The sequence below is a fragment of the Citrobacter sp. LJND-P06 genome, from assembly GCF_058188415.1.
Genome location: NZ_CP187317.1, coordinates 1,457,753 through 1,481,026, shown reverse-complemented (window position 1 = coordinate 1,481,026; position 23,274 = coordinate 1,457,753). Strand labels below are relative to the sequence as shown.

The following is a 23,274-nucleotide window of genomic DNA, read 5'->3' as shown; positions in this document are numbered from 1 at the left end:
ACAGGACTCACTTCAATGGCATACACCACATTTTCACAGACGAAAAACGACCAGCTCAAAGAGCCGATGTTTTTCGGTCAGCCGGTCAACGTGGCACGCTACGATCAGCAAAAATATGACATCTTCGAAAAGTTGATCGAAAAGCAGCTCTCGTTTTTCTGGCGTCCGGAAGAAGTTGACGTGTCTCGCGATCGCATCGACTACCACTCCCTACCCGATCACGAAAAACATATTTTCATCAGCAACCTGAAGTATCAGACATTGCTGGATTCTATCCAGGGACGCAGCCCAAACGTGGCGCTCCTGCCGCTCATCTCCATTCCTGAGCTGGAAACCTGGGTAGAAACATGGGCTTTCTCCGAGACGATCCACTCTCGTTCGTACACCCATATTATTCGTAATATCGTTAACGAACCGGCCGTTGTTTTTGACGACATCGTCACCAACGAGCAGATTCAGAAACGTGCGGAAGGCATTTCGCATTACTACGATGAATTGATTGAAATGACCAGCTACTGGCATTTGCTGGGCGAAGGCACCCACAACGTCAACGGCAAAACCGTGACCGTCAATCTGCGGGCGCTGAAAAAACAGCTTTACCTGTGTCTGATGAGCGTTAACGCCCTGGAAGCCATTCGTTTCTATGTCAGCTTTGCCTGCTCTTTTGCCTTCGCAGAACGCAAATTGATGGAAGGTAACGCCAAAATCATTCGCCTGATCGCCCGCGATGAAGCGCTGCATCTGACCGGAACACAGCATATGCTTAATCTGCTACGTAGCGGTGTCGACGATCCGGAAATGGCGGAAATTGCCCAGGAGTGTCAGCAAGAGTGCTATGACCTGTTTGTGCTAGCCGCGCAGCAGGAGAAAGAGTGGGCTGATTATCTGTTCCGCGACGGCTCAATGATCGGTCTGAATAAAGATATTCTGTGCCAGTACGTCGAGTACATCACCAATATTCGTATGCAGGCGGTCGGGTTGGATCTGCCGTTTAAAACGCGCTCAAATCCGATCCCCTGGATCAACACCTGGCTGGTTTCTGATAACGTGCAGGTGGCGCCGCAGGAAGTCGAAGTCAGCTCTTACCTGGTCGGGCAGATCGATTCCGAAGTCGACACCGACGATCTGAGCAACTTCCAGCTCTGATGGGACGCGTTACTCTTCGCATCACTGGCACACAGTTGCTGTGCCAGGATGAACACCCTTCCCTGCTCACCGCGCTCGAATCGCATAACGTCAACGTTGAGTATCAGTGCCGGGAAGGTTATTGCGGTTCCTGCCGAATTCGCCTGGTCGCAGGACAGGTCGACTGGATTGCAGAGCCTCTGGCCTTTGTTCAACCAGGGGAAATCTTGCCCTGCTGTTGCAAGGCAAGAGGAGATATCGAACTTGAAATGTAGTGCGCGTTACAGCGTGTAGTAATGCGCTTTCACTTTCTCCCAATCCGCTTTCGGGATCGGATCAAGATACTTTTCCAGCTGTGAAAAATCGTGATTAGCCGCTTTATGGCGACGTAAACGACGGCGGCTTTTTTCAAGATCAAGGAAACCGGCTTCAACCGTACCGTCAGTTTTCACGTAGATATGACGAACGTAGCAGCACCCATGCTGGCGATTCACGCTGTGCATCTTTTTAAACGCGACAGCAACGGCTTTCAACATGGCTTCACGCACATCATCAGGAAACGGCGTCTCGGCATGTTGAAAATACCAGTCAGCGATACTGACAAAGCCCGCCATGTCTTCTGTGACCAGCAGCGCACGCCATTCACCCTCTACTTTTGTCGCTTCGCCGAAGATTATCTCAGGCACGATAACGCCCGCGCGCTTCAACTCTTTAATTACCGCGATTTCACGAACAATGGTCGGGCGGCCAAAAGGATAACGGACAGAGTGGAACAGGTGCTGGGTCATGCGTTTAACATAGACTTTTTTGCCATCACGCTCCACGCACTGCACACCGCTCATTCCATTACGACGGTAGTTAGGCTCTTCGACCCAATCGCCTTCCGTTGCCCACCAGCGCTCAAATTCGTTGTGTGTTGCTGACACTGCCATACCCTACCGCCCGTTATTCTGACCCGATAATATTTCAGGCGATAATATAAGTGTTTAAGTTAAGTAAATCTTAAGATATTCGTGCTGAATGGTGGATTTTTGCGTAAAACGCCAGCGCATCGCCACAGTTCATTTCATTCATAACATGAATGCATTTCAAATGATGATAACCTTCCGGTTAACTCAGAAAATTCATTAGCCACCTTTGAGTAAAAAAAACTGCACCTTACTCAGTGGATTTTCCACCTTTGGGGTGCAGTTTCGATGCGCTATCCGCGCGAGTCGTTATTTTTTATTCAAAAACATGACCGCTTTATCCGGGAAGTCGGTGAACAACCCGTCAACACCGGCCTGGTTATACAGAATGTCGTAAAGCTGGTTTACGTCAGTCGCATAGTCCGGTAGCAGGTCAGCACGAACGGTAAAAGGATGCACTACCATCTTATTCTGATGAGCGTCCTGTACCATGCCTGTCAGCCGGATATTCCCTTTCTTAGACTTTTCATCAACCAGCATATGGTAGTCCGGGCCGATGCCATCAGCATATTCCGCGATTTGCTTCATCGCACCAGGCTTAAACATCCAGTCGTAGTTGTAATTAACCCAACTGCCGTCCGCCTGTTTCTGCTGTGTTTCGTTCCAGTCAGTGTACGCAATCAGCTGAACCAGGTTGAGATCCATCCCCATTTTCGGTTCCAGCTCATGTTTGATGCGCTTCAATTCTGCCACATCAAAACACTGCAAATACACATTATCTTTTTTACCGGTGTAACCGTACTTTTTCAGCACTTCCAGCGTCTTCGCCGCGATGTCCTTCCCTTCCTGGTGATGGAACCACGGTGCTTTCATTTCCGGATAAATACCGATGTTCTTACCGGTTGAGTGATTCAGGCCCTGAACGAACTCGATCTCTTCTTCAAAGGTATGAACACGGAAATCAGATTTACCCATCGGGAAACGCCCTGGATACGTCTGCACTTTCTTACCGTTTTCAATGTCGAAGCCTTCGGTAAATTTCAGCGACTTAATTTCATCCAGCGTGAAGTCGATGGCGTAGTAACGACCGTCTTTACGCGCACGGTCTGGAAAACGTTCGGCAACATCGGTGACCCGGTCAAGATAATGGTCATGGAGGACGACTAAACGGTCGTCTTTGGTCATCACCAGATCTTGTTCCAGATAATCTGCGCCTTGCGCATACGCCATCGCTTTAGCTGGCAGCGTATGCTCAGGCAGATAGCCACTGGCGCCGCGATGCGCGATCACAATTTTGTCGCTGCTGTCGGCCGCAATAGCACTGCTTCCCATCACCATTCCGGCCATCATCAGCGCCATGCTCAGGTTCTTTAGCGTCGTTTTCATTTGATTAACTCCCGCTGCGTTTCAGCGTCAGCTCTTCGTGATGACGTTTTTCGCCAATCATCACCACCACGAGAAGAATAACCGCCAGCACGCTGCCGCCGATCATCACCATGAAGCCACCGTCCCAGCCGAAGAAGTCAACGGTGTAACCCACAATGGCGCTCGCCGCCACGGAGCCACCCAGATAACCGAACAGGCCGGTAAAGCCCGCCGCTGTACCTGCCGCTTTTTTCGGTGCCAGTTCCAGGGCGTGCAAACCAATCAGCATGACCGGGCCATAGATAAGGAAGCCGATTACGATCATACATGCCATATCCACACCTGGATTACCCGCCGGGTTCATCCAGTAGACGATAGTGGCGATAGTCACCAGCGTCATAAAGAATACGCCGGTTGCCCCACGGTTACCCCGGAAGACTTTATCCGACATCCAGCCACACAGCAGCGTGCCCGGAATACCGGCATATTCATAAAGGAAATAAGCCCAGGAAGATTTATCCAGCGCGAAATGTTTCACTTCTTTCAGATAGGTCGGCGACCAGTCGAGGATGCCGTAGCGCAGCAGATATACAAACACGTTAGCAATCGCGATGTACCACAACAGTTTGTTCGGCAACACGTACTGCATAAAGATTTGCTTCGCCGTCAGCTCTTCTTCTGCATTTTCGTTGTAATCGTCCGGGTAGTCGTTTTTGTACTCTTCGATAGGCGGTAAGCCACAGGATTGCGGGGTATCGCGCATCATGGCAAAGGCAAAGATGGCGATAACAATCGCACCGAACGCCGGCATGTAAAGCGCCGCTTTCCAGTCGTTAAACCAGGCCATCCCCAGCAGGAACAGCAGCGGTGGAATACCGCCGCCCACGTTATGCGCGCAGTTCCAGACGGAAACAATACCGCCACGCTCTTTCTGTGACCACCAGTGCACCATCGTGCGGCCACACGGCGGCCATCCCATCCCCTGGAACCAACCACAGAGGAATAACAGAACGAACATAATGGCGATACTGGACGTTGCCCACGGTACAAAGCCCATGAACAACATCACTGCCGCCGCCAGAATCAGGCCCGCAGGCAGGAACACGCGCGGATTCGAACGGTCAGAAACTGACCCCATGATGAACTTTGAAAAACCATAAGCGATAGAGATCCCGGACAACGCAAAACCAAGATCGCCACGGGAAAAGCCCTGCTCGACCAGATACGGCATCGCCAGAGCAAAGTTTTTACGTACCAGATAGTACGCAGCGTAGCCAAAGAAAATCCCCAAAAATATTTGCCAGCGCAATCGACGATACGTCGGGTCGATCTCCGCCGCTGGCAAACGCGCACTGTGCGACGCGGGTTTAAAAATACTTAACATATATAGCCTCCGTGGCCGTGTTTAGTTTGAGATAGACACCGCAGTTCGTTCAAACAGCCCCTCTGCTCCCAGTGTGGCCGCGATGTTAAGGAAAGATACATGGCGTTAATGTGAATTACAGCACATATTGTTACGGAATTATGACAAATGTTCAAAAAGGCGCACGGAATCACGTTTCATTTTCGAATAATGCGCGATTATGCGCGAAATCAAACAAACCATGATTTTTATGTGGCTAAATGATAAAAAAACGAACAATGAGGAAAAACAATGAAAACGCGCGACTCGCAATCAAGTGACGTGATTATCATTGGCGGAGGAGCCACAGGTGCAGGGATCGCCCGCGACTGTGCGCTGCGCGGATTGCGCGTTATTCTGGTAGAGCGCCATGACATCGCCACCGGTGCAACAGGCCGTAACCACGGATTGCTGCACAGCGGCGCGCGTTACGCGGTGACGGACGCCGAATCCGCACGCGAGTGTATTAGCGAAAATCAGATCCTGAAAAGGATTGCTCGCCATTGCGTAGAGCCAACTGACGGCCTTTTTATTACCCTGCCCGAAGATGAATTATCCTTTCAGGCCACCTTTATTCGCGCCTGTGAAGAGGCCGGTATCCGCGCTGAGGCGATCGATCCCCAACAGGCGCGAATCATTGAACCGGCGGTAAACCCTGCGCTGATCGGTGCCGTCAAAGTGCCGGATGGCACGGTTGATCCTTTCCGTTTAACCGCCGCCAACATGCTGGATGCGAAAGAGCATGGCGCAACCATTTTGACGGCACACGAAGTGACCGGGTTAATTCGCGAAGGGGCAACGGTATGTGGCGTCAACGTGCGCAACCATCTGACAGGCGAAACCCAGTCTCTGCACGCGCCGGTTGTGGTAAACGCCGCCGGCATTTGGGGTCAGCGCATCGCCGAGTATGCCGACCTCAGTATCCGCATGTTCCCGGCGAAAGGCTCACTGCTGATCATGGATCACCGTATTAACCAGCATGTGATCAACCGCTGCCGTAAACCGTCCGATGCCGATATTCTGGTTCCTGGCGATACCATTTCGCTTATTGGTACGACCTCGACGCATATCGATTACAACGAGATAGACAGCAACCGCGTGACCGCCGAAGAAGTTGATATCCTATTGCGCGAAGGTGAGAAGCTGGCGCCGATAATGGCGAAAACGCGCATTTTACGCGCATACTCCGGTGTGCGTCCGCTGGTCGCCAGTGATGATGATCCGAGCGGGCGTAACGTCAGCCGTGGCATCGTGCTGTTTGACCACGCCGAACGTGATGGACTGGATGGCTTTATCACCATTACCGGCGGGAAGCTGATGACCTACCGCCTGATGGCGGAGTGGGCAACCGACGCCGTTTGCCGCAAACTGGGCAACAGCCAGCCCTGCGTCACGGCGCAAACAGCGCTGCCTGGCTCGCAGGAACCCACTGAAAATACGCTACGCCGCATTATTTCCCTGCCCGCACCGTTGCGCGGTTCTGCCGTCTATCGCCACGGTGATCGTACGCCAGCATGGCTCAGCGAAGGCCGTCAGCATCGTAGTCTGGTCTGTGAATGCGAAGCGGTCACTGCCGGTGAGGTTCAGTACGCGGTTGAAAATTTAACCGTCAACAGTCTGCTGGATTTACGTCGCCGTACCCGCGTCGGGATGGGAACCTGTCAGGGGGAACTGTGCGCCTGTCGTGCCGCCGGTTTGCTACAACGTTTTAATGTCACCACCGCCGCGCAATCCATCACCCAGCTTTCTGAATTCCTCAATGAACGCTGGAAAGGGGTACAACCTATTGCCTGGGGTGATGCGCTGCGCGAAAGTGAATTTACCCGCTGGGTTTATCAGGGATTATGCGGCCTGGAGAAGGAGCAGCAGAATGAAATTTGATACGGTTATTATGGGCGGTGGTCTCGCCGGATTACTGTGCGGCCTGCAACTGCAAAAAAGCGGACTCCGCTGCGCTATCGTCACCCGTGGTCAAAGCGCGCTGCATTTTTCCTCCGGTTCGTTGGATCTCCTGAGCACGTTGCCGGACGGCCAGCCCGTCACCGATATCAAGACGGGTCTGGAATTATTGCAGGCGCAAGCGCCAGCTCACCCCTACTCCACCATCGGCTCGCAACATGTGCTGACTCTGGCACAACAAGCGCAGGATTTGCTGGAGGCGTGCGGCGCCCGTTTACACGGCGATGTTTCGCAAGCGCATCAGCGTGTCACACCGCTGGGCACCTTGCGCACAACCTGGCTCAGTTCACCAGAAGTGCCTGTATGGCCTCTTGCCGCCCAACGCATTCGTGTGGTGGGGGTAAGCGGCTTGCTGGATTTTCAGGCGCACCTTGCGGCAGCCTCTTTGCGCCAACTCGGTCTGGAGGTAGAAACCGCAGAAATTGAACTCCCCGAACTGGATGTCCTGCGCGATAACCCGACCGAATTTCGCGCGGTGAATATCGCCCGTTTGCTGGATAACAAAGAAAAGTGGCCGCTGTTGTATGAAGCGCTGCTGCCAGTCGCCAAATCCGGTGAGATGATCATTATGCCAGCCTGCTTCGGGCTGGTGGACGATTCGCTCTGGCGCTGGCTCAATGAACAGTTGCCTTGTTCGCTGATGCTCCTTCCCACCCTGCCGCCTTCCGTTCTGGGAATGCGTCTGCACAACCAACTGCAGCGTCAGTTCGTGCGCCAGGGCGGGATCTGGATGCCGGGTGATGAAGTGAAAAAAGTGACCTGTAAAAATGGCGTCGTGAGCGAAATCTGGACCCGCAACCATGCCGATATTCCACTGCGCCCTCGCTTTGCGGTACTCGCCAGCGGCAGTTTCTTTAGCAGTGGTCTGGTCGCCGGTCGCGATGGCATACGCGAACCTATTCTCGGGCTGGATGTTCAACAAACGGCAACCCGCGCCGAATGGTATCAACGCGATTTCTTTGACCCGCAGCCATGGCAACAATTTGGCGTGACCACCGATAGCGCGCTTCGGCCATCGCTTGCCGGTAAAACAGTAGAGAACCTGTTTGCCGTCGGCTCAGTGCTCAGTGGTTTCGATCCTATCGCCCAGGGTTGTGGCGGCGGCGTATGCGCGGTCAGTGCATTACATGCCGCTCATCAAATAGCAGAACGTGCAGGAGGCCAGCAATGAGCGACACGCGTTTTGAAAGTTGTATCAAATGCACAGTGTGCACTACCGCGTGCCCGGTGAGTCGGGTCAATCCCAGCTATCCTGGCCCCAAACAGGCCGGGCCGGACGGTGAGCGTCTGCGCCTGAAAGACGGTGCGCTGTATGACGACGCGCTGAAATACTGCATCAATTGCAAGCGTTGTGAAGTGGCCTGCCCGTCGGACGTCAAAATTGGCGATATCATCCAGCGCGCACGCGCGAAATATGACACCACACGTCCGTCGCTGCGTAACTTCATTCTGAGCCATACCGACCTGATGGGCAGCGTCTCCACGCCGTTCGCGCCAGTGGTGAATACCGCCACATCGCTGAAACCCGTGCGTCAGTTGCTCGATTATGCGCTGAAAATCGATCATCGCCGCACATTGCCGAAATACTCTTTTGGCACTTTCCGTCGCTGGTATCGCAGCGTGGCGGCGCAACAATCGCAATACAAAGATCAGGTCGCTTTCTTCCACGGCTGTTTTGTTAACTACAACCATCCACAGTTGGGTAAGGATTTGATTAAAGTGCTCAATGCGATGGGCACCGGCGTGCAGTTACTGAGTAAAGAGAAATGCTGTGGCGTACCGCTGATCGCCAATGGTTTTACCGACAAAGCACGCAAACAAGCAGTCACCAATGTCGAGTCGCTGCGCGAAGCCATCGGTGTGAAAGGCATTCCGGTAATTGCCACCTCTTCAACCTGTACTTTTGCCCTGCGCGATGAGTATCCCGAAGTGCTGGACGTGGATAACACAGGCTTGCGTGAGCATATTGAGCTGGCAACCCGCTGGCTGTGGCGCAAACTGGATGAAGGGAAAACCCTGCCGCTGAAAACGCTACCGCTGAAAGTGGTCTACCACACGCCATGCCATATGGAAAAAATGGGCTGGACGCTCTACACGCTGGAGTTGCTGCGCAAAATTCCGGGTCTGGAGTTAACCGTGCTGGACTCCCAATGTTGTGGGATTGCCGGGACATACGGTTTTAAAAAGGAAAACTACCCGACATCGCAGTCTATCGGCGCCCCGCTGTTTCAGCAGATTGAAGAGAGTGGCGCAGATATCGTGGTCACCGACTGCGAAACCTGTAAATGGCAAATCGAGATGTCCACCAGCAAACGCTGCGAACATCCGATCACGCTGTTAGCGCAAGCGCTGGGTTAATCGTGTTTTACCCGATGGCGCTACGCCATCGGGTATTGCAGCGCTATACCGTCAGCGACTCAACCACCTCAATCCAGCCATGTTCACTGGCGATGTCCATCCCGTTTAACCAGCGACGTAACATGTTCAACGCCATCATGGCGCAGACCTCCTGACGCACCTGCAAACTGTGCCGGTTCGCGTTGAAATGTACACGCAAGGCAAACGTGCCTTCCGGCGTCGCCAGTGCAAAATTGAGATGTTCGTTTTCGAGCCCGGAAACGGCTAATGCCAGTCCGGCGTAATGCTTGCTGCGTCGCTCCGTTGTCCAGTGTGCGGTCTGAGCCAACGTTTCTTCCTGAGAGGGCACCACTTCGCTGGCAAGCAACGGCGCGCCCGCTCGTGATAGCTGAAGCGCTAACAGGCCGCCGGTATATTGCTCACTCAGGGTCAGACTCAGTTGACGCTCTTGTAAGCAATGGGCAATTTGCGCAGGTAATCCTTCGGTGCCTTCAAAAATCATGCTTTGCCCGGCGACACGTTTGACCTGCGGCCATATCGCCTGCATCGCTTCTCGCTGCGTGTCAGGTCCGGTGAGTTTCAGCTCAATGATCGGCATCGACGATCGATATCCCATCGTGACCCCAGGCGGAAGCGTCAGCGCATCAAGACTCTGTGCGAGGTCGCTTTCCGAGCGCCCGAACGTGGTCAAGCGCAGACAAAGCGGAGGTTCCGACAGTGAAAAACGCTCACGCAAACGCGGCAGAATCTCATGTTCGACCATTACCTTAAATTCAGACGGGACGCCCGGCGTAAAAAACATCAGACAACGATTGAGCTTCAGGGCGAATCCGCACGCCGTCCCCACCGGGTTATTGATAAACTCGGCGCTGGCAGGCAGTTCAGCTTGCTTGCGGTTGGCGGGAGCCATGACTCGCCCGCGCTCGCGGAAGAAACGCTCCATTTCAACCAACCATGCCTCATGAAGCACCAGCCCTTCACCTTTTGCCGTCGCCGCTGCCAGCGCACTCAGGTCATCGCTGGTGGGCCCCAGACCGCCATTGACGATCAGCACATCGGCATGTTCGCTACGTTCACGTAATATCGCCACCAGATCGTCAAGATTGTCACCCACCGTATTTCGGCGTGATAACGGCACTCCCTGGTTAAAGAAAAAATCAGCCAGCCAGGCGGCGTTGGTGTCCACGATTTGTCCGTGCAACACTTCATCCCCGGTGGATAACATCTCCACGTTTAACATCGTGTTCTCCTGCAACTTGAAGTATGAGGAGTATATAACGCAAAGCGTACAGAGAGGGGGTAAGAAACAAAGAGGAGGGAAAGGGAGAACAGGATAAAGCAGGCGCGACGAAGGTCGCGCCATCAGGATCAGAAGCTGGCACTCACACCGACATACGGGCCATCAGCAATCGTGTTATCAGGCGCACCGTCTTTGCCTGTGAGGGTCAAATAACGGTATCCAGCCTCGATGCTCAGCGGACGCAGAATGTTTAAACGCGCCCCTGCATTTGCCTCTTCATAGCTCTCAATTCCGCTGGAGAGCGAGTCCGGAGAGTAGTAGTATTCGCCAAACAGGTTAAAGTTTTGGCCGATCTTCCACTGTAAACCACCGCCTACTGCAGCAGCATAACCTTCATCGTTATCTTGCGGGTTGGTCCAGAGACCTTTCCCGCCAACGGTTGCCATAAACGGTCCCAACGGGATGTTCACACCAAGGCCAAGGCCTGCCGTATCGCCGTCGTCGTCGCTGTGCATCCAGTTACCACTCAACGCCAGTCCGGAAGATTCAGTACCGATACCCACGGCGAGGTTAGTGTACTCTTCGCCAGCCTGGCCGCTAATACTGATTGCATTCGCCGACGCAGAAACAAACAGTATCCCAGCAAGACCGAATAAAACGCTTTTTTTCATTTTTTCCCTTTCCAGCAAGCAAATAAATTTAAGATCCCAAAACCGCAGGATTGTACTGCCAGTGCTTCAGGAATCAATGATCTAAAAAAGCGATCCGATGGCATATTGTAACCAAATACTACTTATAACGTTTCTAAATGGTTACAAATTTTAAATTAGCAGAAACAATAATCGTGTTGTGACTCGCTTGATGACCAAATAACCGCTTCCACCGATGCGCCGGGTCCCGTATTCTTTATCTGCCCTTCTCCCTCCTCTGCAAGGAATATATCGATGCGTCAAAGGACTATTGTTTGCCCGTTAATTCAGAATGATGGCTGTTACCTATTATGCAAAATGGCCGATGACCGTGGCGTATTTCCCGGTCAATGGGCGCTATCCGGCGGCGGCGTTGAGCCTGGTGAACGGATCGAAGAAGCGCTGCGCCGGGAAGTCAGGGAAGAACTGGGCGAGACGTTAATCCTGACCGATATTACCCCGTGGACGTTCAGCGATGATATTCGCACCAAAACGTATGCGGATGGTCGTCAGGAAGAAATCTATATGATTTATCTTATTTTTGACTGCATTTCAGCGAATCGTGATGTACAGATTAATGAAGAGTTCCAGGACTGGGCGTGGGTAAAACCGGAAGACCTTGCAGGCTACGACCTCAATGTCGCCACCCGTAAGACGTTATCGTTGAAAGGTCTGTTGTAATTAGACCTGACATATTCAAAGGTTATTATGACGATGTTTTCCACACTTCATAATAACCTTATTCGTTCCCCTTATCGGGAGACGAGTTCACCATCCAGGATCAACTTTCCATTCTCAGAATGCATCACCAGCGCATCCAGATAGTCAGGTTCAAATTTGACGCCACGTTTATCCTTCGCAATATAAGATAAACAATGATTGTGCGTAAATATCACCACATTTTTATTTTTTGACTTTTTCTGCAATGCTTCAATCGAACTATAAATACTGTACCCACATTGTTGCATATTTTTATCGACAGTGACCTTCTTGTTGGCGGAAAACCAGGTCGCTGACTGAATTGTACGTACGGCATCGCTGGAATAGAGATCGTAATCATTAATCTTCGCGCTAAACGTTTTGCCGACCTCTCTGGCATTATGCGCGCCGTTGACGGTGATACCGGTTTGATCCGACAGGCATTTATTGTCAGAGCGATCGCAGCGTTCAGCGTGGCGAAATAGCACGACGACAGGGTGCTGGCGGGCGATCGCCGCGAGCGTCTCGCTATCGATCCGTGGCAATCCATTACTACTCCAGGCTAACCGGGTGCTGAATCCTGCCGCAATAGCAAGCACCATCATCATGATAGTGATGATTTTTTTAGATTTTACTGAACGTACGGTTAATGCTAACACGATAATTTCCACTCATTAAAACTGATAAACCACGCTACCCAGCGTGGCTCAAAAATAAATCCAGGACTGTGTGCAAAATGCCTTAAAAAAATAACAAAGGCAAAAGATAAATAGATAAAAACAAAAATATTTTATTATTTCCCACTTATCTTAAGTTCTTAAGGTTAAATTAATATTCAATCTTTACTCTGCATGACCAAATGAAATAACTACCCTTTCGTTCTGCTATTTATCCTCTTTAAATATAAGGGGTGACAGCGATTTATGGCTAAAGGAAATATGATGTCTGACTTTTTGCCTTTTTCTCGCCCAGCGATGGGTGAGGAAGAACTTGCCGCTGTCCGGGAAGTTCTTGACTCTGGATGGATAACGACCGGCCCCAAAAACCAGGCGTTAGAAGACGCCTTCTGTACGCTAACCGGAAACCAGCATGCCATTGCTGTGAGTTCTGCCACCGCCGGAATGCACATCACGCTAATGGCGCTTGGTATCGGCGCAGGCGACGAGGTGATCACACCGTCAATGACCTGGGTTTCCACACTCAACATGATTGTGTTGCTGGGCGCGACGCCGGTGATGATCGATATTGACAGCGACACGTTGATGGTCACGCCGGAGCAAATCGAATCCGCGATCACGCCGCGCACTAAAGCGATTATCCCGGTACATTACGCAGGCGCACCGGCCGATATGGACGCTATTTACGCCATTGGCGAGCGTTATGGCATTCCGGTTATTGAAGACGCCGCCCATGCTGCGGGCACCCGGTATAAGGGGCATCATGTCGGCTGGCGCGGCACCGCTATTTTCTCCTTCCACGCCATCAAAAACGTCACCTGCGCGGAAGGCGGGTTAATTGTCACGGATAACGCCGCACTCGCTCAACAACTTCGTAGCCTTAAGTTTCACGGTCTTGGCGTTGATGCCTATGACCGACAAACCTTTGGCCGGGCGCCACAGGCTGAAGTCATCGCTCCCGGGTTTAAATACAATCTGACCGATATTAATGCGGCTATCGCCCTGGTGCAGTTGCGTAAGCTGGAGCAACTTAATGCCCGTCGAACGGAAATTGCCCTGCGCTATCAACAGGCGCTGGCGAATACCCCCTTTCAACCGCTGGCTCAACCGTCCTGGGCGCACGTTCATGCCTGGCATCTGTTTATTATCCGCGTAGATGAAACGCGTTGTGGCATAGGTCGGGATGTGTTAATGGAAGCGCTTAAGTCCCGCGGAATTGGTACAGGTTTACATTTCCGGGCCGCACACACGCAAAAATATTACCGTGAACATTTCAAAGACTTGCAACTTGTGAATACCGAATGGAACAGCGCCCGCATCTGCTCGCTGCCGTTATTCCCTGATATGACTTCCGATGATACTGACCGCGTCATTACGGCGCTTCAACAACTGGTGGGACAATAATCATGTTTGACGCTGCCCCCATTACGAAAGTGTCTGTTGTGATTCCTGTCTATAACGAACAGGAAAGCCTGCCTGAACTTATCAGACGAACCGACGCCGCATGCCGACTGCTCGGCAAAGAGTACGAAATTTTGCTGGTGGATGACGGCAGTAGCGACAACTCTGCTGAGCTACTGATCAACGCTTCTCAGGGTAAAGACAGCCACATCGTGGCGGTCTTATTGAATCGCAACTATGGCCAGCATTCCGCCATTATGGCCGGTTTCAGCCACGTCACAGGGGATTTGGTGATCACGCTGGACGCCGATTTACAAAATCCGCCGGAAGAGATCCCGCGTCTGGTGGCCACCGCAGAGGAAGGATTTGATGTCGTCGGAACGGTGCGTCAAAACCGACAGGACAGCCTGTTTCGCAAAACAGCCTCCCGGATGATTAATAATTTGATTCAACGTACTACGGGCAAAGCCATGGGAGACTATGGCTGCATGCTGCGTGCTTATCGTCGTCACATTGTCGACGCCATGCTGCATTGCCAGGAACGCAGTACGTTCATCCCGATTCTGGCCAATATTTTCGCTCGCCGGGCCACGGAAATTCCGGTGCATCACGCAGAGCGCGAATTTGGCGATTCCAAATACAGCTTCATGCGCCTGATCAATTTGATGTACGACCTGGTGACCTGCCTGACGACCACGCCGTTACGTATGTTAAGCCTGTTGGGCAGCGTGATCGCCGCTTCCGGCTTTACTCTGGCGGTACTTCTCGTCGTGCTTCGACTGACGCTCGGGCCTCAGTGGGCCGCTGAAGGGGTCTTTATGCTGTTTGCCGTCCTGTTTACGTTTATCGGCGCACAGTTCATCGGTATGGGGTTACTCGGTGAATATATTGGCCGCATCTATAACGATGTACGCGCCCGTCCCCGCTATTTTGTTCAGCACGTTATCCGTCCACAAAACCCGCAGTCAACTGAGGAAAGTCACGCATGAAAGCCGTCGTCTTCGCGTATCACGATATGGGATGTCAGGGAATTGGGGCATTACTGGACGCAGGTTATGAAATAACCGCCATTTTTACCCACGCTGATAATCCTGCGGAAAAAGCGTTTTTTGGCTCGGTTTCCCGCCTGGGCGCGGATGCTGGTATCCCGGTGTTTGCCCCGGATGACGTCAACCATCCTATCTGGACTGAGCGTATTCGCCAGCTCGCCCCTGACGTTATTTTCTCATTCTACTACCGCCATTTGCTCAGCGATGACATTTTGTCCCTCGCGCCGGCAGGTGCATTTAATCTTCACGGTTCACTGCTGCCCAAATACCGGGGGCGCGCGCCGCTGAACTGGGTGTTGGTCAATGGCGAAACCGAAACCGGCGTGACGCTTCACCGAATGGTGAAACGCGCTGATGCGGGGGCGATTGTCGCTCAGCAACGCGTGGCCATCGCACCGGAAGACATCGCGATAACCTTGCACCGAAAATTATGTCAGGCGGCCCGTCAGGTACTGGCAAACACGCTTCCCGCCATTAAAAACGGGCGTATTGAAGAGATGCCCCAGCGGGAATCCGACGCCAGTTGTTATGGCCGTCGCACGCCAGAAGACAGCCGCCTTGACTGGAATAAACCGGCAGCAGAATTACACAATATGGTGCGTGCGGTGTCCGATCCCTGGCCTGGCGCGTTTAGCCACGTCGGCACCCAAAAGTTCACGATATGGTCATCACGCGTACATCCTGAAGTGACAGATAAACATCCGGCGGGCACGGTGATTTCCATCGCGCCGTTGCTTATCGCCTGCGCGGATGGCGCACTGGAGATTGTCACCGGGCAAGCTGGCGACGGCATCTATATGCAGGGTTCGCAACTGGCGTTGTCGCTGGGTCTGGTGGCGGGTTCTCGCCTGAATACGCCGTCTGTTTCAACCGCTACACGGCCTACCCGCGTGCTGATCCTTGGTGTGAATGGTTTTATTGGTAACCATTTGACCGAACGATTGCTGCGTGAAGAGAACTACGAGGTGTATGGTCTGGACATTGGTAGCGATGCGATTGGCCGTTTTCTCGATCATCCCCGTTTTCATTTCGTGGAAGGCGACATCAGCATTCATTCCGAATGGATTGAATACCATGTCAAAAAATGCGATGTCGTGCTGCCACTGGTGGCGATCGCGACCCCGATTGAGTACACCCGTAACCCACTGCGCGTCTTTGAGCTGGATTTTGAAGAGAACCTGAGGATCATCCGGTACTGCGTGAAATACCGTAAACGGATTATTTTCCCGTCGACATCTGAAGTCTACGGCATGTGCACGGATAAAATGTTTGATGAGGATAGCTCGAATCTCATTGTTGGCCCGGTGAATAAACCGCGCTGGATTTACTCGGTTTCCAAACAATTGTTGGACCGCGTGATTTGGGCATACGGCGAGAAAGAAGGCTTACGGTTTACCCTCTTCCGGCCTTTCAACTGGATGGGGCCGCGTCTGGACAGCCTTGATGCCGCCCGTATCGGCAGTTCGCGCGCCATTACCCAGTTGATCCTGAACCTGGTCGAAGGCTCTCCTATTAAGCTCATTGAAGGCGGAAAACAAAAACGTTGCTTTACCGACATTCGCGACGGCATTGAGGCGTTATTCCGCATCATTGAAAATGATGGAGGCCGCTGCGAAGGTGAAATCATTAACATCGGTAACCCGGATAATGAGGCGAGCATTCAGGAACTGGCGGAAATGCTGCTCAGCAGCTTCGAGAAACACCCGCTGCGCCAGCATTTCCCGCCGTTTGCCGGTTTCCGGGTCGTCGAAAGCAGCACTTACTACGGTAAGGGTTACCAGGACGTCGAGCACCGCAAACCCAATATCCGCAATGCGAAACGTTGCCTGGATTGGGAACCGTCCATTGCCATGGATGAAACCATCGAAGAAACTCTGGACTTCTTCTTGCGCAGCGTGGATATAACGGAACACGCATCATGACAAAAGTGGGCTTGCGTATTGATGTCGATACCTTCAGGGGGACGCGTGAAGGCGTACCCCGCCTGCTGGCGACATTGAACCGATATCATATTCGGGCAAGTTTTTTCTTCAGCGTCGGGCCTGACAACATGGGGCGCCATCTCTGGCGTCTCGTGAAGCCCCAATTTTTGTGGAAAATGCTGCGCTCGAACGCAGCATCGCTTTACGGCTGGGATATTCTGCTGGCTGGCACCGCCTGGCCGGGTAAAGAGATTGGGCGTGCGAATGCGCAGATTATCCGCGATACCGCAGAGCGACACGAAACGGGGTTACACGCCTGGGATCATCATGCCTGGCAGACCCACAGCGGAAACTGGGATGATTTCACGCTCATTAATGATATCGCACGCGGCATCACCGCGCTTGAGGCGTTAACCGGGCAACCAGTCACCTGCTCCGCCGTCGCGGGATGGCGCGCCGACCAGCGCGTGGTTCATGCAAAAGAAACCTTCCCTTTGCGCTATAACAGCGACTGTCGGGGTTCATCACTATTTCGCCCCATTCTGGATTCAGGTCAAACCGGCACACCGCAGATCCCCGTCACGCTCCCCACCTGGGATGAAGTTGTAGGGCGAGAAGTGAAGGCAGAGGATTTCAATACCTGGCTCCTCTCCCGCATATCGATGAGCGAAGGAACACCGGTCTATACCATTCACGCCGAGGTTGAAGGTATTGCCCATCATCAGGAATTTGAAGACCTGCTCATTCGTGCGGCGGCGGCAGGTATTACTTTTTGCCCTCTTGGCGATTTACTTCCGGCCACGCCGGAAGCATTACCTGCGGGGAAAATTGTTCGTGGCAACATCGCTGGCCGGGAAGGCTGGCTGGGCTGTCAGCAACAGGTGAGTGACACTTGATGAAATCTCTACGTTATTATCTGGCATTCGCCGCGCTCTTTGCGCTTTACTATATTCTGCCCATCAACAGTCGCCTGCTCTGGCAGCCTGATGAATCACGCTACGCCGAAATCAGCCGTGAGATGTTAGTGTCCGGTGACTGGATAGTTCCGCATTTTATGGGACTACGCTATTTTGAAAAACCGATTGCGGGTTATTGGATTAATAGTCTCGGGCAGTGGTTATTTGGCGCCAACAACTTTGGCGTTCGTGCCGGCGTTATTTTTGCAACATTACTCACCGCAGTACTTGTGGGTTGGCTGGCGTTTCGACTCTGGCAAGATAAACGCACTGCCGCCTTCGCCAGCATTATCTATCTGACGATGTTAGCGGTGTACAGTATTGGCACCTATGCCGTACTCGACCCCATGATCGCCCTGTGGTTAATGGCCGGCATGTGCTGTATTTGGGAAGGGATGCAGGCTACGTCAACCAGGACAAAAATCATCGCGTTTCTCTTGTTGGGCGTGACGTGCGGCATGGGGGTGATGACCAAGGGCTTTCTTGCCCTGGCCGTTCCGGTCGTGAGCGTTTTACCGTGGGTCATGGTTCAAAAACGCTGGCGCGATCTGTTCATTTACGGCTGGCTGGCCGTCCTGAGCTGTATTGCTATTGTACTCCCGTGGGGGATTGCCATCGCCCAGCGCGAGCCGGATTTCTGGCACTATTTCTTCTGGGTCGAGCACATTCAACGTTTTGCGATGGACGACGCCCAGCATAAAGCCCCTTTCTGGTACTACCTGCCCGTGTTAATTGCAGGAAGCCTTCCGTGGCTGGGGCTGCTCCCCGGTTCACTGTGGGCGGGCTGGAAAAACCGCGATCCCGCACGTACCACCGGCTACTTGTTATGCTGGATTGTCATGCCGCTGCTCTTTTTCAGCATCGCTAAGGGTAAATTGCCAACCTATGTTCTTTCCTGTTTCGCGCCGTTAGCGATATTAATGGCGCATTACGGCCAACTGGCGGCACGCAAAGAGAGTCCTGCACTGCGTGCCAATGCCTGGATTAACATCGCCTTTGGCATAGTAGGGATCGTTGCGACCTTTATCGTTTCCCCCTGGGGGCCATTGAAGTCTCCCATCTGGATACATATCGAGCTGTACAAGGTCTTTTGCTCATGGGGGATCTTCATCATCTGGACGGTTTTTGGCTGGTATACCCTGAGTACTCCCCGCGACACGTGGATGCTCTCTGCGTTGAGCCCTCTGGGACTGGCGATTTTCTTTGGTTTTTCGATCCCCGACCGGGTTATGGAATCGAAGCAACCGCAATTTTTCGTCGAGATGACGCGGGAATCGTTGATGTCGAGCCGCTATATCCTGACGGACGGCGTCGGCGTGGCGGCCGGTCTGGCCTGGAGTTTGCGGCGAGATGACATCATCATGTACGGGCAGAAAGGAGAGCTAAAATATGGCCTCAATTATCCCGATGCGAAAGGCCGCTATGTCAGCAGTGATGACTTTAATGAGTGGCTTAGTCAACATCGTCAGGAAGGAAAGATTTCACTCGTGCTTTCTATTGCAAAGGATGAAAACATCCATGACCTTGCCATACCACCTGCAGATAATATTGATAATCAGGGGCGTCTGGTGCTAATTCAGTACTATCCAAAATGATCTGGCCAGTCTTAATTCTGGCCAGCTTGCTCAGCGTTGGCGGACAGTTATGCCAGAAGCAAGCGACCCGACCGGTTCAGTCGCACGACCGAAAACGCCACATTGCCCTGTGGCTGGGTCTTGCGCTGGCCTGCCTCGGCGCGGCGATGGTGCTGTGGTTACTGGTTTTGCAAACAATTCCGGTCGGCATTGCCTATCCGATGCTCAGTCTTAACTTTGTCTGGGTCACGCTGGCAGCCTGGAAAATTTGGCATGAGCCCGTCACTGTTCGCCATTGGCTGGGTGTCGGGCTGATTATCACCGGCATTTTTGTGCTTGGGAGCGCGGTATAATGGGATTATTGTGGGGACTTCTCAGCGTGTTGATCACGTCGGCAGCCCAACTGAGTCTTGGCTTTGCCATGGCGTCATTGCCGCCCATGCTGCACCCAGGTGCCTTTATTGCGGCGCTGTTTGACACTCACGCCAGTGCCATCGCGTTATTGTCCGGGCTGCTGGGCTATCTGGCTTCCGTCTTTTGCTGGCATAACGCACTGCATCATCTCGAACTCAGTAAGGCATATGCCTTGCTGAGTCTCAGTTACATTCTCGTCTGGATTGCATCGATGGTGCTGCCTGGGATGCAGGGCGCGTTCTCTCTGAAAGCGCTGTTGGGCGTTGCGTGCATTATGGCCGGGCTAATGATCATTTTCTTACCTGCGCAAAAAAAACCTCGCCGAACCTGAGCGGTCACTTTTCACCCATCAGACGCTCCCACTGTCCGAACCCACTCCAGCAACGCGCGGCGAGAAATTTTGATACCGCCGGTTTTCAACTCTGGCGGGAGCGTCAGCCAGCGAACGGGTTGCTGAAAGCGCGCCAGTTTACCCTGAACCCACACAGCGAGGTCGACACCTTCAGCCTGAGCGTCATATTCAACAACTGCCACCGGGCGATGACCAAACTCGCGGTCTTCAACCGGAACCACAAAGGCCTGTAGCACGTGGGGGTGCGCAGTGATAACACGTTCCACCTCTTCGGGCTGAATCCCCTCGCCGCCGCTGAAAAACAGATTATCCAGACGGCCAGCAATCGTCAGTCTACCGTTTTGCAGCACGCCGCGATCGCGCGTGGCAAACCAGCCTTCGTCATTCGCTAACGGTATCAGCTTACCATTGCGCCAGTATCCTTCCGCCATGCTGGCGGCACGCAACCAGACCTCGCCATTGACGATTTTAACTTCCCGGCCAGGCAACGCGGAGCCAACATCCCCCAGGCCATCCGCCTCTTTCGCACACACCGTGGACGCAAACTCCGTCAGACCGTAACCGCACCAGCAGCGAATCCCCTGCTCGCGCGCCTTTTCCGTCAGCGCGACCGGAATCGCCGCGCCGCCTAAAAGCACCGCGTTTAAAGTGACCGATGAACGGTTGGTAAGCAAACGCCAGAGTTGCGTCGGCACCAGAGAGGCGTGAGTACAACCAGCCAGCATCTGCTCCAGCGGTTGTTTGTCGCGTACGGTCATTCGCGCGCCAGCACATAGCCAACGCCACAAAATGCCCTGGCCCGAGACATGAAACAACGGCAGCGACAGTAACCAGTCATCGCCTTCAGCAAAGGACATCAGCGATAAAACCCCCGCAGCGCTGGCCAGATGCGCTTTCGCGCTGTGTACCGCCGCTTTGGGTAATCCCGTCGAGCCGGAAGTCAGCGTCATGGAACTCAAACGCTGTGGCTGCCACGTGCAGGCATAGTCGCTTTCAATGTCCTGCATCTGCAACGGCGTCAACTCAGGAAAGGTATTTTCCCCGTCCAGCACCAGTGCAAAGTGCAACGTGAGCTCAGGTAACAGAGCATCCAGAAGGGGCTGAGGCAGTTGCGGATTGACGGGCAAGATTCTCGCGCCACATTGCAGCAGAGCGAGCCAGGCCAACAAAGACTGCGGATGATTCCAGGCACGCAGCATCACACCACGGCCTTCCTCCACGCCCTGGGCGGCAAACCCCGCCGCCAGGCGATCAATACGTGTACAGAGCGTGCGCCAGCTTAACACCTCATCATTCAGGCGTAAGGCTGGCGCATCCCCCCGAACCTGCCGCCAGTACCGCCACGGCCAGTCAGGGAAGATCATCGCAGTCGTTCCAGAGCGTCAACGTCTACGCACGGCAGAGCACTCCCCGGCCAGGTACGCACCTGTTGAATTTGCATCAGGCTTAACGTATCCAGACCCGGAATAGTTTGTGGCGTCAACCAGGCAGCAATGCGCGCCAGTTGCGTCAACCCCAGGCTTGATTCGATGGAAGAACTGATGACGGCGGTCAGTCCAAGCGCATGCGCCGCCTGAACCTGCTCGCGTACTTTTGCCAGGCTGCCGGTCAGAGTCGGTTTGATAACCACCGCACTCACGCCCTCTTCAGCCATAAAGGCAAAATCGGCTTCGCGCAGACTTTCGTCCCAGGCGATGGCAATCCCGGTTTCACGGGCAAACGCGCGAGAATCATCGCGGGTTTTGCACGGTTCTTCGAGAAAGGCAATCCGGGAACGGAAATCCGGGTTCACATATTTTGCAAACTGCTGCGCTTTTAGCGGCGTCCAGGCACGGTTAGCATCCAGACGTAAATGCAGGTCTGGAATCGCCTCCAGTAACAGGTTGACGACCATGCCATCGCGTACGGCTTCGTACAGGCCGATTTTCACCTTCGCCACTTTTTCGCCTGGCATGTCGGCAAGCTGAAGCACCAGATCATCAGGATCACCCGTACACAGCGGCGCAGCCCGGTAATCTGCCGTTTCTGGTAAAGTGCCTTCCAGCTCGGCCAATGCACAACTGACGCCAAAGGCCACAGACGGCATCTCCGGCAGCGATGCAGCGCCCGCCAGCCAGTCGTTTACCCACGCCAACAAGGCTGTCTGCGCTTCTTCCCAGGTTTCCTGACTGAAGCCCGGCAGTGGGGAGATCTCTCCCCACCCTTCGCGCTCGCCGTCACAAAGACAGACATACAGACCGTCGCGAGTTTTTAACCGCCGATCGCGCAGAACCACCCCCGCGTCCATGGGGATCTGCCAGCGGTATACCTGCGCGCTACGCATTACGGATTCCGTTTGAATTTGCTGAAATCAGGCTGACGTTTCTGGTTAAAGGCGTTGCGGCCTTCCTGACCTTCTTCCGTCATATAGAACAACATGGTGGCATTGCCGGCCAGTTCCTGCAGCCCCGCCTGACCATCGCAGTCAGCGTTCAGCGCCGCTTTCAGGCAACGCAGCGCCATCGGGCTGTTTTGCAGCATTTCGCGGCACCAGCGTACCGTTTCTTTTTCCAGATCCGCCAACGGAACCACGGTGTTGACCAGGCCCATGTCCAGCGCCTGCTTCGCGTCGTACTGACGGCACAGGAACCAAATTTCACGCGCTTTTTTCTGGCCGACGATACGCGCCATGTAAGATGCGCCCCAGCCGCCGTCAAAAGAGCCGACTTTCGGGCCGGTCTGCCCAAAGACCGCGTTTTCCGCAGCAATGGTCAGGTCGCACATCATATGCAGTACGTGACCGCCGCCGATGGAGTACCCGGCAACCATCGCCACTACCGGCTTCGGACAGGTACGGATCTGGCGCTGGAAGTCCAGCACGTTGAGGTGATGAACGCCGGAGTCATCCTGATATCCGCCGTAGTCGCCACGGACTTTCTGGTCGCCGCCGGCGCAAAACGCTTTGTCGCCTGCACCGGTGAGAATAATCACGCCAATATTGTCGTCATAACGCGCATCCGCCATCGCCTGGATCATTTCTTTGACGGTCACAGGACGAAATGCATTGCGTACCTGCGGACGGTTAATGGTGATTTTTGCAATACCATCGGTGGATTTCTCATAACGAATGTCAGTGTAGCCCTCAGAGCAATCGTTCCATTCAACCGGTGCGTAAAGCATTGTTTCATCAGGGTAGATCATAGTG

General features: G+C 53.5%; 22 protein-coding genes. 13 read left to right on the top strand and 9 right to left on the bottom strand.

Translation table 11 applies throughout. The annotated features are described in order from the left end of the window. Window positions 1-15 precede the first annotated feature (15 nt). Both nrdB and yfaE read left to right on the top strand, forming a co-directional pair. Window positions 16-1,146, top strand: a complete 1,131-nt coding sequence (gene nrdB / locus ACO7SM_RS07150; RefSeq protein ID WP_203360599.1) for a class Ia ribonucleoside-diphosphate reductase subunit beta — start codon at window positions 16-18, stop codon at window positions 1,144-1,146. Next, on the top strand, window positions 1,146-1,400 hold the full coding sequence (gene yfaE, locus ACO7SM_RS07145; protein ID WP_162379175.1) for a class I ribonucleotide reductase maintenance protein YfaE: 255 nt from the start codon (window positions 1,146-1,148) through the stop codon (window positions 1,398-1,400). The genes nrdB and yfaE overlap by 1 nt, the downstream gene beginning before the upstream one ends. A 6-nt stretch (window positions 1,401-1,406) precedes the next feature. Here yfaE and inaA read toward each other — a convergent pair whose 3' ends face one another. From inaA to glpT, 3 genes are all read right to left on the bottom strand, one after another. Then, the gene (gene inaA, locus ACO7SM_RS07140; protein ID WP_490470255.1) at window positions 1,407-2,057 is read right to left on the bottom strand and encodes a lipopolysaccharide kinase InaA; all 651 of its coding nucleotides are present in this window, start codon (window positions 2,055-2,057) and stop codon (window positions 1,407-1,409) included. Between the two features lie 285 nt (window positions 2,058-2,342). Continuing rightward, entirely contained in the window at window positions 2,343-3,419 is a 1,077-nt protein-coding gene (glpQ, locus tag ACO7SM_RS07135; protein WP_490470254.1) for a glycerophosphodiester phosphodiesterase, read from the bottom strand. Between the two features lie 4 nt (window positions 3,420-3,423). Beyond that, entirely contained in the window at window positions 3,424-4,782 is a 1,359-nt protein-coding gene (gene glpT, locus ACO7SM_RS07130) for a glycerol-3-phosphate transporter (RefSeq protein WP_490470253.1), read from the bottom strand. A 270-nt stretch (window positions 4,783-5,052) separates the two neighbouring features. On the opposite strand from glpT, the gene glpA reads away from it, so the two are divergent. From glpA to glpC, 3 genes are read left to right on the top strand one after another with little or no spacing between them, the layout of a single operon-like run. Further along, window positions 5,053-6,681 (top strand): anaerobic glycerol-3-phosphate dehydrogenase subunit A, encoded by a 1,629-nt coding sequence (glpA, locus tag ACO7SM_RS07125; RefSeq protein ID WP_490470252.1) that lies wholly within the window; start codon window positions 5,053-5,055, stop codon window positions 6,679-6,681. Next, on the top strand, window positions 6,671-7,930 hold the full coding sequence (gene glpB, locus ACO7SM_RS07120; RefSeq protein ID WP_490470251.1) for a glycerol-3-phosphate dehydrogenase subunit GlpB: 1,260 nt from the start codon (window positions 6,671-6,673) through the stop codon (window positions 7,928-7,930). Before glpA ends, glpB begins: the two co-directional genes overlap by 11 nt. After that, window positions 7,927-9,117, top strand: coding sequence for an anaerobic glycerol-3-phosphate dehydrogenase subunit GlpC (gene glpC / locus ACO7SM_RS07115; protein ID WP_490470250.1), 1,191 nt, complete (start codon window positions 7,927-7,929; stop codon window positions 9,115-9,117). The genes glpB and glpC overlap by 4 nt, the downstream gene beginning before the upstream one ends. 43 nt (window positions 9,118-9,160) lie before the next feature. On the opposite strand, the gene ACO7SM_RS07110 is transcribed toward glpC, so the two are convergent. Together ACO7SM_RS07110 and ACO7SM_RS07105 are read right to left on the bottom strand one after the other, a co-directional pair. After that, window positions 9,161-10,357, bottom strand: a complete 1,197-nt coding sequence (locus ACO7SM_RS07110) for a nicotinamide mononucleotide deamidase-related protein YfaY (protein ID WP_490470249.1) — start codon at window positions 10,355-10,357, stop codon at window positions 9,161-9,163. 128 nt (window positions 10,358-10,485) lie between these two features. Further along, window positions 10,486-11,028, bottom strand: coding sequence for a YfaZ family outer membrane protein (locus ACO7SM_RS07105; protein WP_192612876.1), 543 nt, complete (start codon window positions 11,026-11,028; stop codon window positions 10,486-10,488). A 273-nt stretch (window positions 11,029-11,301) separates the two neighbouring features. Between ACO7SM_RS07105 and nudI the strand changes: the two genes are divergently transcribed. Further along, the gene (gene nudI, locus ACO7SM_RS07100; protein ID WP_490470248.1) at window positions 11,302-11,727 is read left to right on the top strand and encodes a nucleoside triphosphatase NudI; all 426 of its coding nucleotides are present in this window, start codon (window positions 11,302-11,304) and stop codon (window positions 11,725-11,727) included. Between the two features lie 71 nt (window positions 11,728-11,798). Here nudI and ACO7SM_RS07095 read toward each other — a convergent pair whose 3' ends face one another. After that, window positions 11,799-12,404, bottom strand: a complete 606-nt coding sequence (locus ACO7SM_RS07095) for a histidine phosphatase family protein (RefSeq protein WP_490470247.1) — start codon at window positions 12,402-12,404, stop codon at window positions 11,799-11,801. Between the two features lie 282 nt (window positions 12,405-12,686). On the opposite strand from ACO7SM_RS07095, the gene arnB reads away from it, so the two are divergent. From arnB to arnF, 7 genes are read left to right on the top strand one after another with little or no spacing between them, the layout of a single operon-like run. Next, on the top strand, window positions 12,687-13,826 hold the full coding sequence (arnB, locus tag ACO7SM_RS07090) for a UDP-4-amino-4-deoxy-L-arabinose aminotransferase (RefSeq protein ID WP_490470883.1): 1,140 nt from the start codon (window positions 12,687-12,689) through the stop codon (window positions 13,824-13,826). A 2-nt stretch (window positions 13,827-13,828) separates the two neighbouring features. Next, on the top strand, window positions 13,829-14,812 hold the full coding sequence (gene arnC, locus ACO7SM_RS07085; RefSeq protein ID WP_490470246.1) for an undecaprenyl-phosphate 4-deoxy-4-formamido-L-arabinose transferase: 984 nt from the start codon (window positions 13,829-13,831) through the stop codon (window positions 14,810-14,812). Then, window positions 14,809-16,794: a bifunctional UDP-4-amino-4-deoxy-L-arabinose formyltransferase/UDP-glucuronic acid oxidase ArnA gene (gene arnA, locus ACO7SM_RS07080; RefSeq protein WP_490470245.1), complete on the top strand. Its 1,986-nt coding sequence runs from the start codon at window positions 14,809-14,811 to the stop codon at window positions 16,792-16,794. The genes arnC and arnA overlap by 4 nt, the downstream gene beginning before the upstream one ends. Further along, window positions 16,791-17,690, top strand: a complete 900-nt coding sequence (arnD, locus tag ACO7SM_RS07075; protein ID WP_490470244.1) for a 4-deoxy-4-formamido-L-arabinose-phosphoundecaprenol deformylase — start codon at window positions 16,791-16,793, stop codon at window positions 17,688-17,690. Before arnA ends, arnD begins: the two co-directional genes overlap by 4 nt. Further along, window positions 17,690-19,345: a lipid IV(A) 4-amino-4-deoxy-L-arabinosyltransferase gene (gene arnT, locus ACO7SM_RS07070; RefSeq protein WP_490470243.1), complete on the top strand. Its 1,656-nt coding sequence runs from the start codon at window positions 17,690-17,692 to the stop codon at window positions 19,343-19,345. The genes arnD and arnT overlap by 1 nt, the downstream gene beginning before the upstream one ends. After that, on the top strand, window positions 19,342-19,677 hold the full coding sequence (gene arnE / locus ACO7SM_RS07065; RefSeq protein WP_490470242.1) for a 4-amino-4-deoxy-L-arabinose-phosphoundecaprenol flippase subunit ArnE: 336 nt from the start codon (window positions 19,342-19,344) through the stop codon (window positions 19,675-19,677). The genes arnT and arnE overlap by 4 nt, the downstream gene beginning before the upstream one ends. After that, the gene (gene arnF, locus ACO7SM_RS07060; protein WP_490470241.1) at window positions 19,677-20,069 is read left to right on the top strand and encodes a 4-amino-4-deoxy-L-arabinose-phosphoundecaprenol flippase subunit ArnF; all 393 of its coding nucleotides are present in this window, start codon (window positions 19,677-19,679) and stop codon (window positions 20,067-20,069) included. Before arnE ends, arnF begins: the two co-directional genes overlap by 1 nt. Window positions 20,070-20,080: 11 nt before the next feature. On the opposite strand, the gene menE is transcribed toward arnF, so the two are convergent. Genes menE through menB form a run of 3 tightly spaced genes read right to left on the bottom strand, consistent with a single transcriptional unit; the run spans window position 20,081 to window position 23,270 of the window. Further along, the gene (menE, locus tag ACO7SM_RS07055; protein WP_490470240.1) at window positions 20,081-21,454 is read right to left on the bottom strand and encodes an o-succinylbenzoate--CoA ligase; all 1,374 of its coding nucleotides are present in this window, start codon (window positions 21,452-21,454) and stop codon (window positions 20,081-20,083) included. Beyond that, window positions 21,451-22,413 carry an o-succinylbenzoate synthase gene (gene menC / locus ACO7SM_RS07050; RefSeq protein WP_490470239.1) on the bottom strand — a complete coding sequence of 321 codons (963 nt, stop codon included), beginning with the start codon at window positions 22,411-22,413 and terminating at the stop codon, window positions 21,451-21,453. The genes menE and menC overlap by 4 nt, the downstream gene beginning before the upstream one ends. Next, entirely contained in the window at window positions 22,413-23,270 is an 858-nt protein-coding gene (gene menB / locus ACO7SM_RS07045; protein ID WP_490470238.1) for a 1,4-dihydroxy-2-naphthoyl-CoA synthase, read from the bottom strand. The genes menC and menB overlap by 1 nt, the downstream gene beginning before the upstream one ends. Window positions 23,271-23,274: the final 4 nt, after the last annotated feature.

Coding starts and splice junctions, on each gene's coding strand:
- menB (WP_490470238.1), bottom strand. CDS start 23,270: ATGATCTACCCTGATGAAACAATGCTTTACGCACCGGTTGAATGGAAC.
- arnE (WP_490470242.1), top strand. CDS start 19,342: ATGATCTGGCCAGTCTTAATTCTGGCCAGCTTGCTCAGCGTTGGCGGA.
- arnC (WP_490470246.1), top strand. CDS start 13,829: ATGTTTGACGCTGCCCCCATTACGAAAGTGTCTGTTGTGATTCCTGTC.
- glpA (WP_490470252.1), top strand. CDS start 5,053: ATGAAAACGCGCGACTCGCAATCAAGTGACGTGATTATCATTGGCGGA.
- arnT (WP_490470243.1), top strand. CDS start 17,690: ATGAAATCTCTACGTTATTATCTGGCATTCGCCGCGCTCTTTGCGCTT.
- inaA (WP_490470255.1), bottom strand. CDS start 2,057: ATGGCAGTGTCAGCAACACACAACGAATTTGAGCGCTGGTGGGCAACG.
- arnF (WP_490470241.1), top strand. CDS start 19,677: ATGGGATTATTGTGGGGACTTCTCAGCGTGTTGATCACGTCGGCAGCC.
- menC (WP_490470239.1), bottom strand. CDS start 22,413: ATGCGTAGCGCGCAGGTATACCGCTGGCAGATCCCCATGGACGCGGGG.
- arnB (WP_490470883.1), top strand. CDS start 12,687: ATGTCTGACTTTTTGCCTTTTTCTCGCCCAGCGATGGGTGAGGAAGAA.
- ACO7SM_RS07110 (WP_490470249.1), bottom strand. CDS start 10,357: ATGTTAAACGTGGAGATGTTATCCACCGGGGATGAAGTGTTGCACGGA.
- arnA (WP_490470245.1), top strand. CDS start 14,809: ATGAAAGCCGTCGTCTTCGCGTATCACGATATGGGATGTCAGGGAATT.
- menE (WP_490470240.1), bottom strand. CDS start 21,454: ATGATCTTCCCTGACTGGCCGTGGCGGTACTGGCGGCAGGTTCGGGGG.
- glpQ (WP_490470254.1), bottom strand. CDS start 3,419: ATGAAAACGACGCTAAAGAACCTGAGCATGGCGCTGATGATGGCCGGA.
- nudI (WP_490470248.1), top strand. CDS start 11,302: ATGCGTCAAAGGACTATTGTTTGCCCGTTAATTCAGAATGATGGCTGT.
- nrdB (WP_203360599.1), top strand. CDS start 16: ATGGCATACACCACATTTTCACAGACGAAAAACGACCAGCTCAAAGAG.
- arnD (WP_490470244.1), top strand. CDS start 16,791: ATGACAAAAGTGGGCTTGCGTATTGATGTCGATACCTTCAGGGGGACG.
- glpB (WP_490470251.1), top strand. CDS start 6,671: ATGAAATTTGATACGGTTATTATGGGCGGTGGTCTCGCCGGATTACTG.
- ACO7SM_RS07105 (WP_192612876.1), bottom strand. CDS start 11,028: ATGAAAAAAAGCGTTTTATTCGGTCTTGCTGGGATACTGTTTGTTTCT.
- glpT (WP_490470253.1), bottom strand. CDS start 4,782: ATGTTAAGTATTTTTAAACCCGCGTCGCACAGTGCGCGTTTGCCAGCG.
- yfaE (WP_162379175.1), top strand. CDS start 1,146: ATGGGACGCGTTACTCTTCGCATCACTGGCACACAGTTGCTGTGCCAG.
- glpC (WP_490470250.1), top strand. CDS start 7,927: ATGAGCGACACGCGTTTTGAAAGTTGTATCAAATGCACAGTGTGCACT.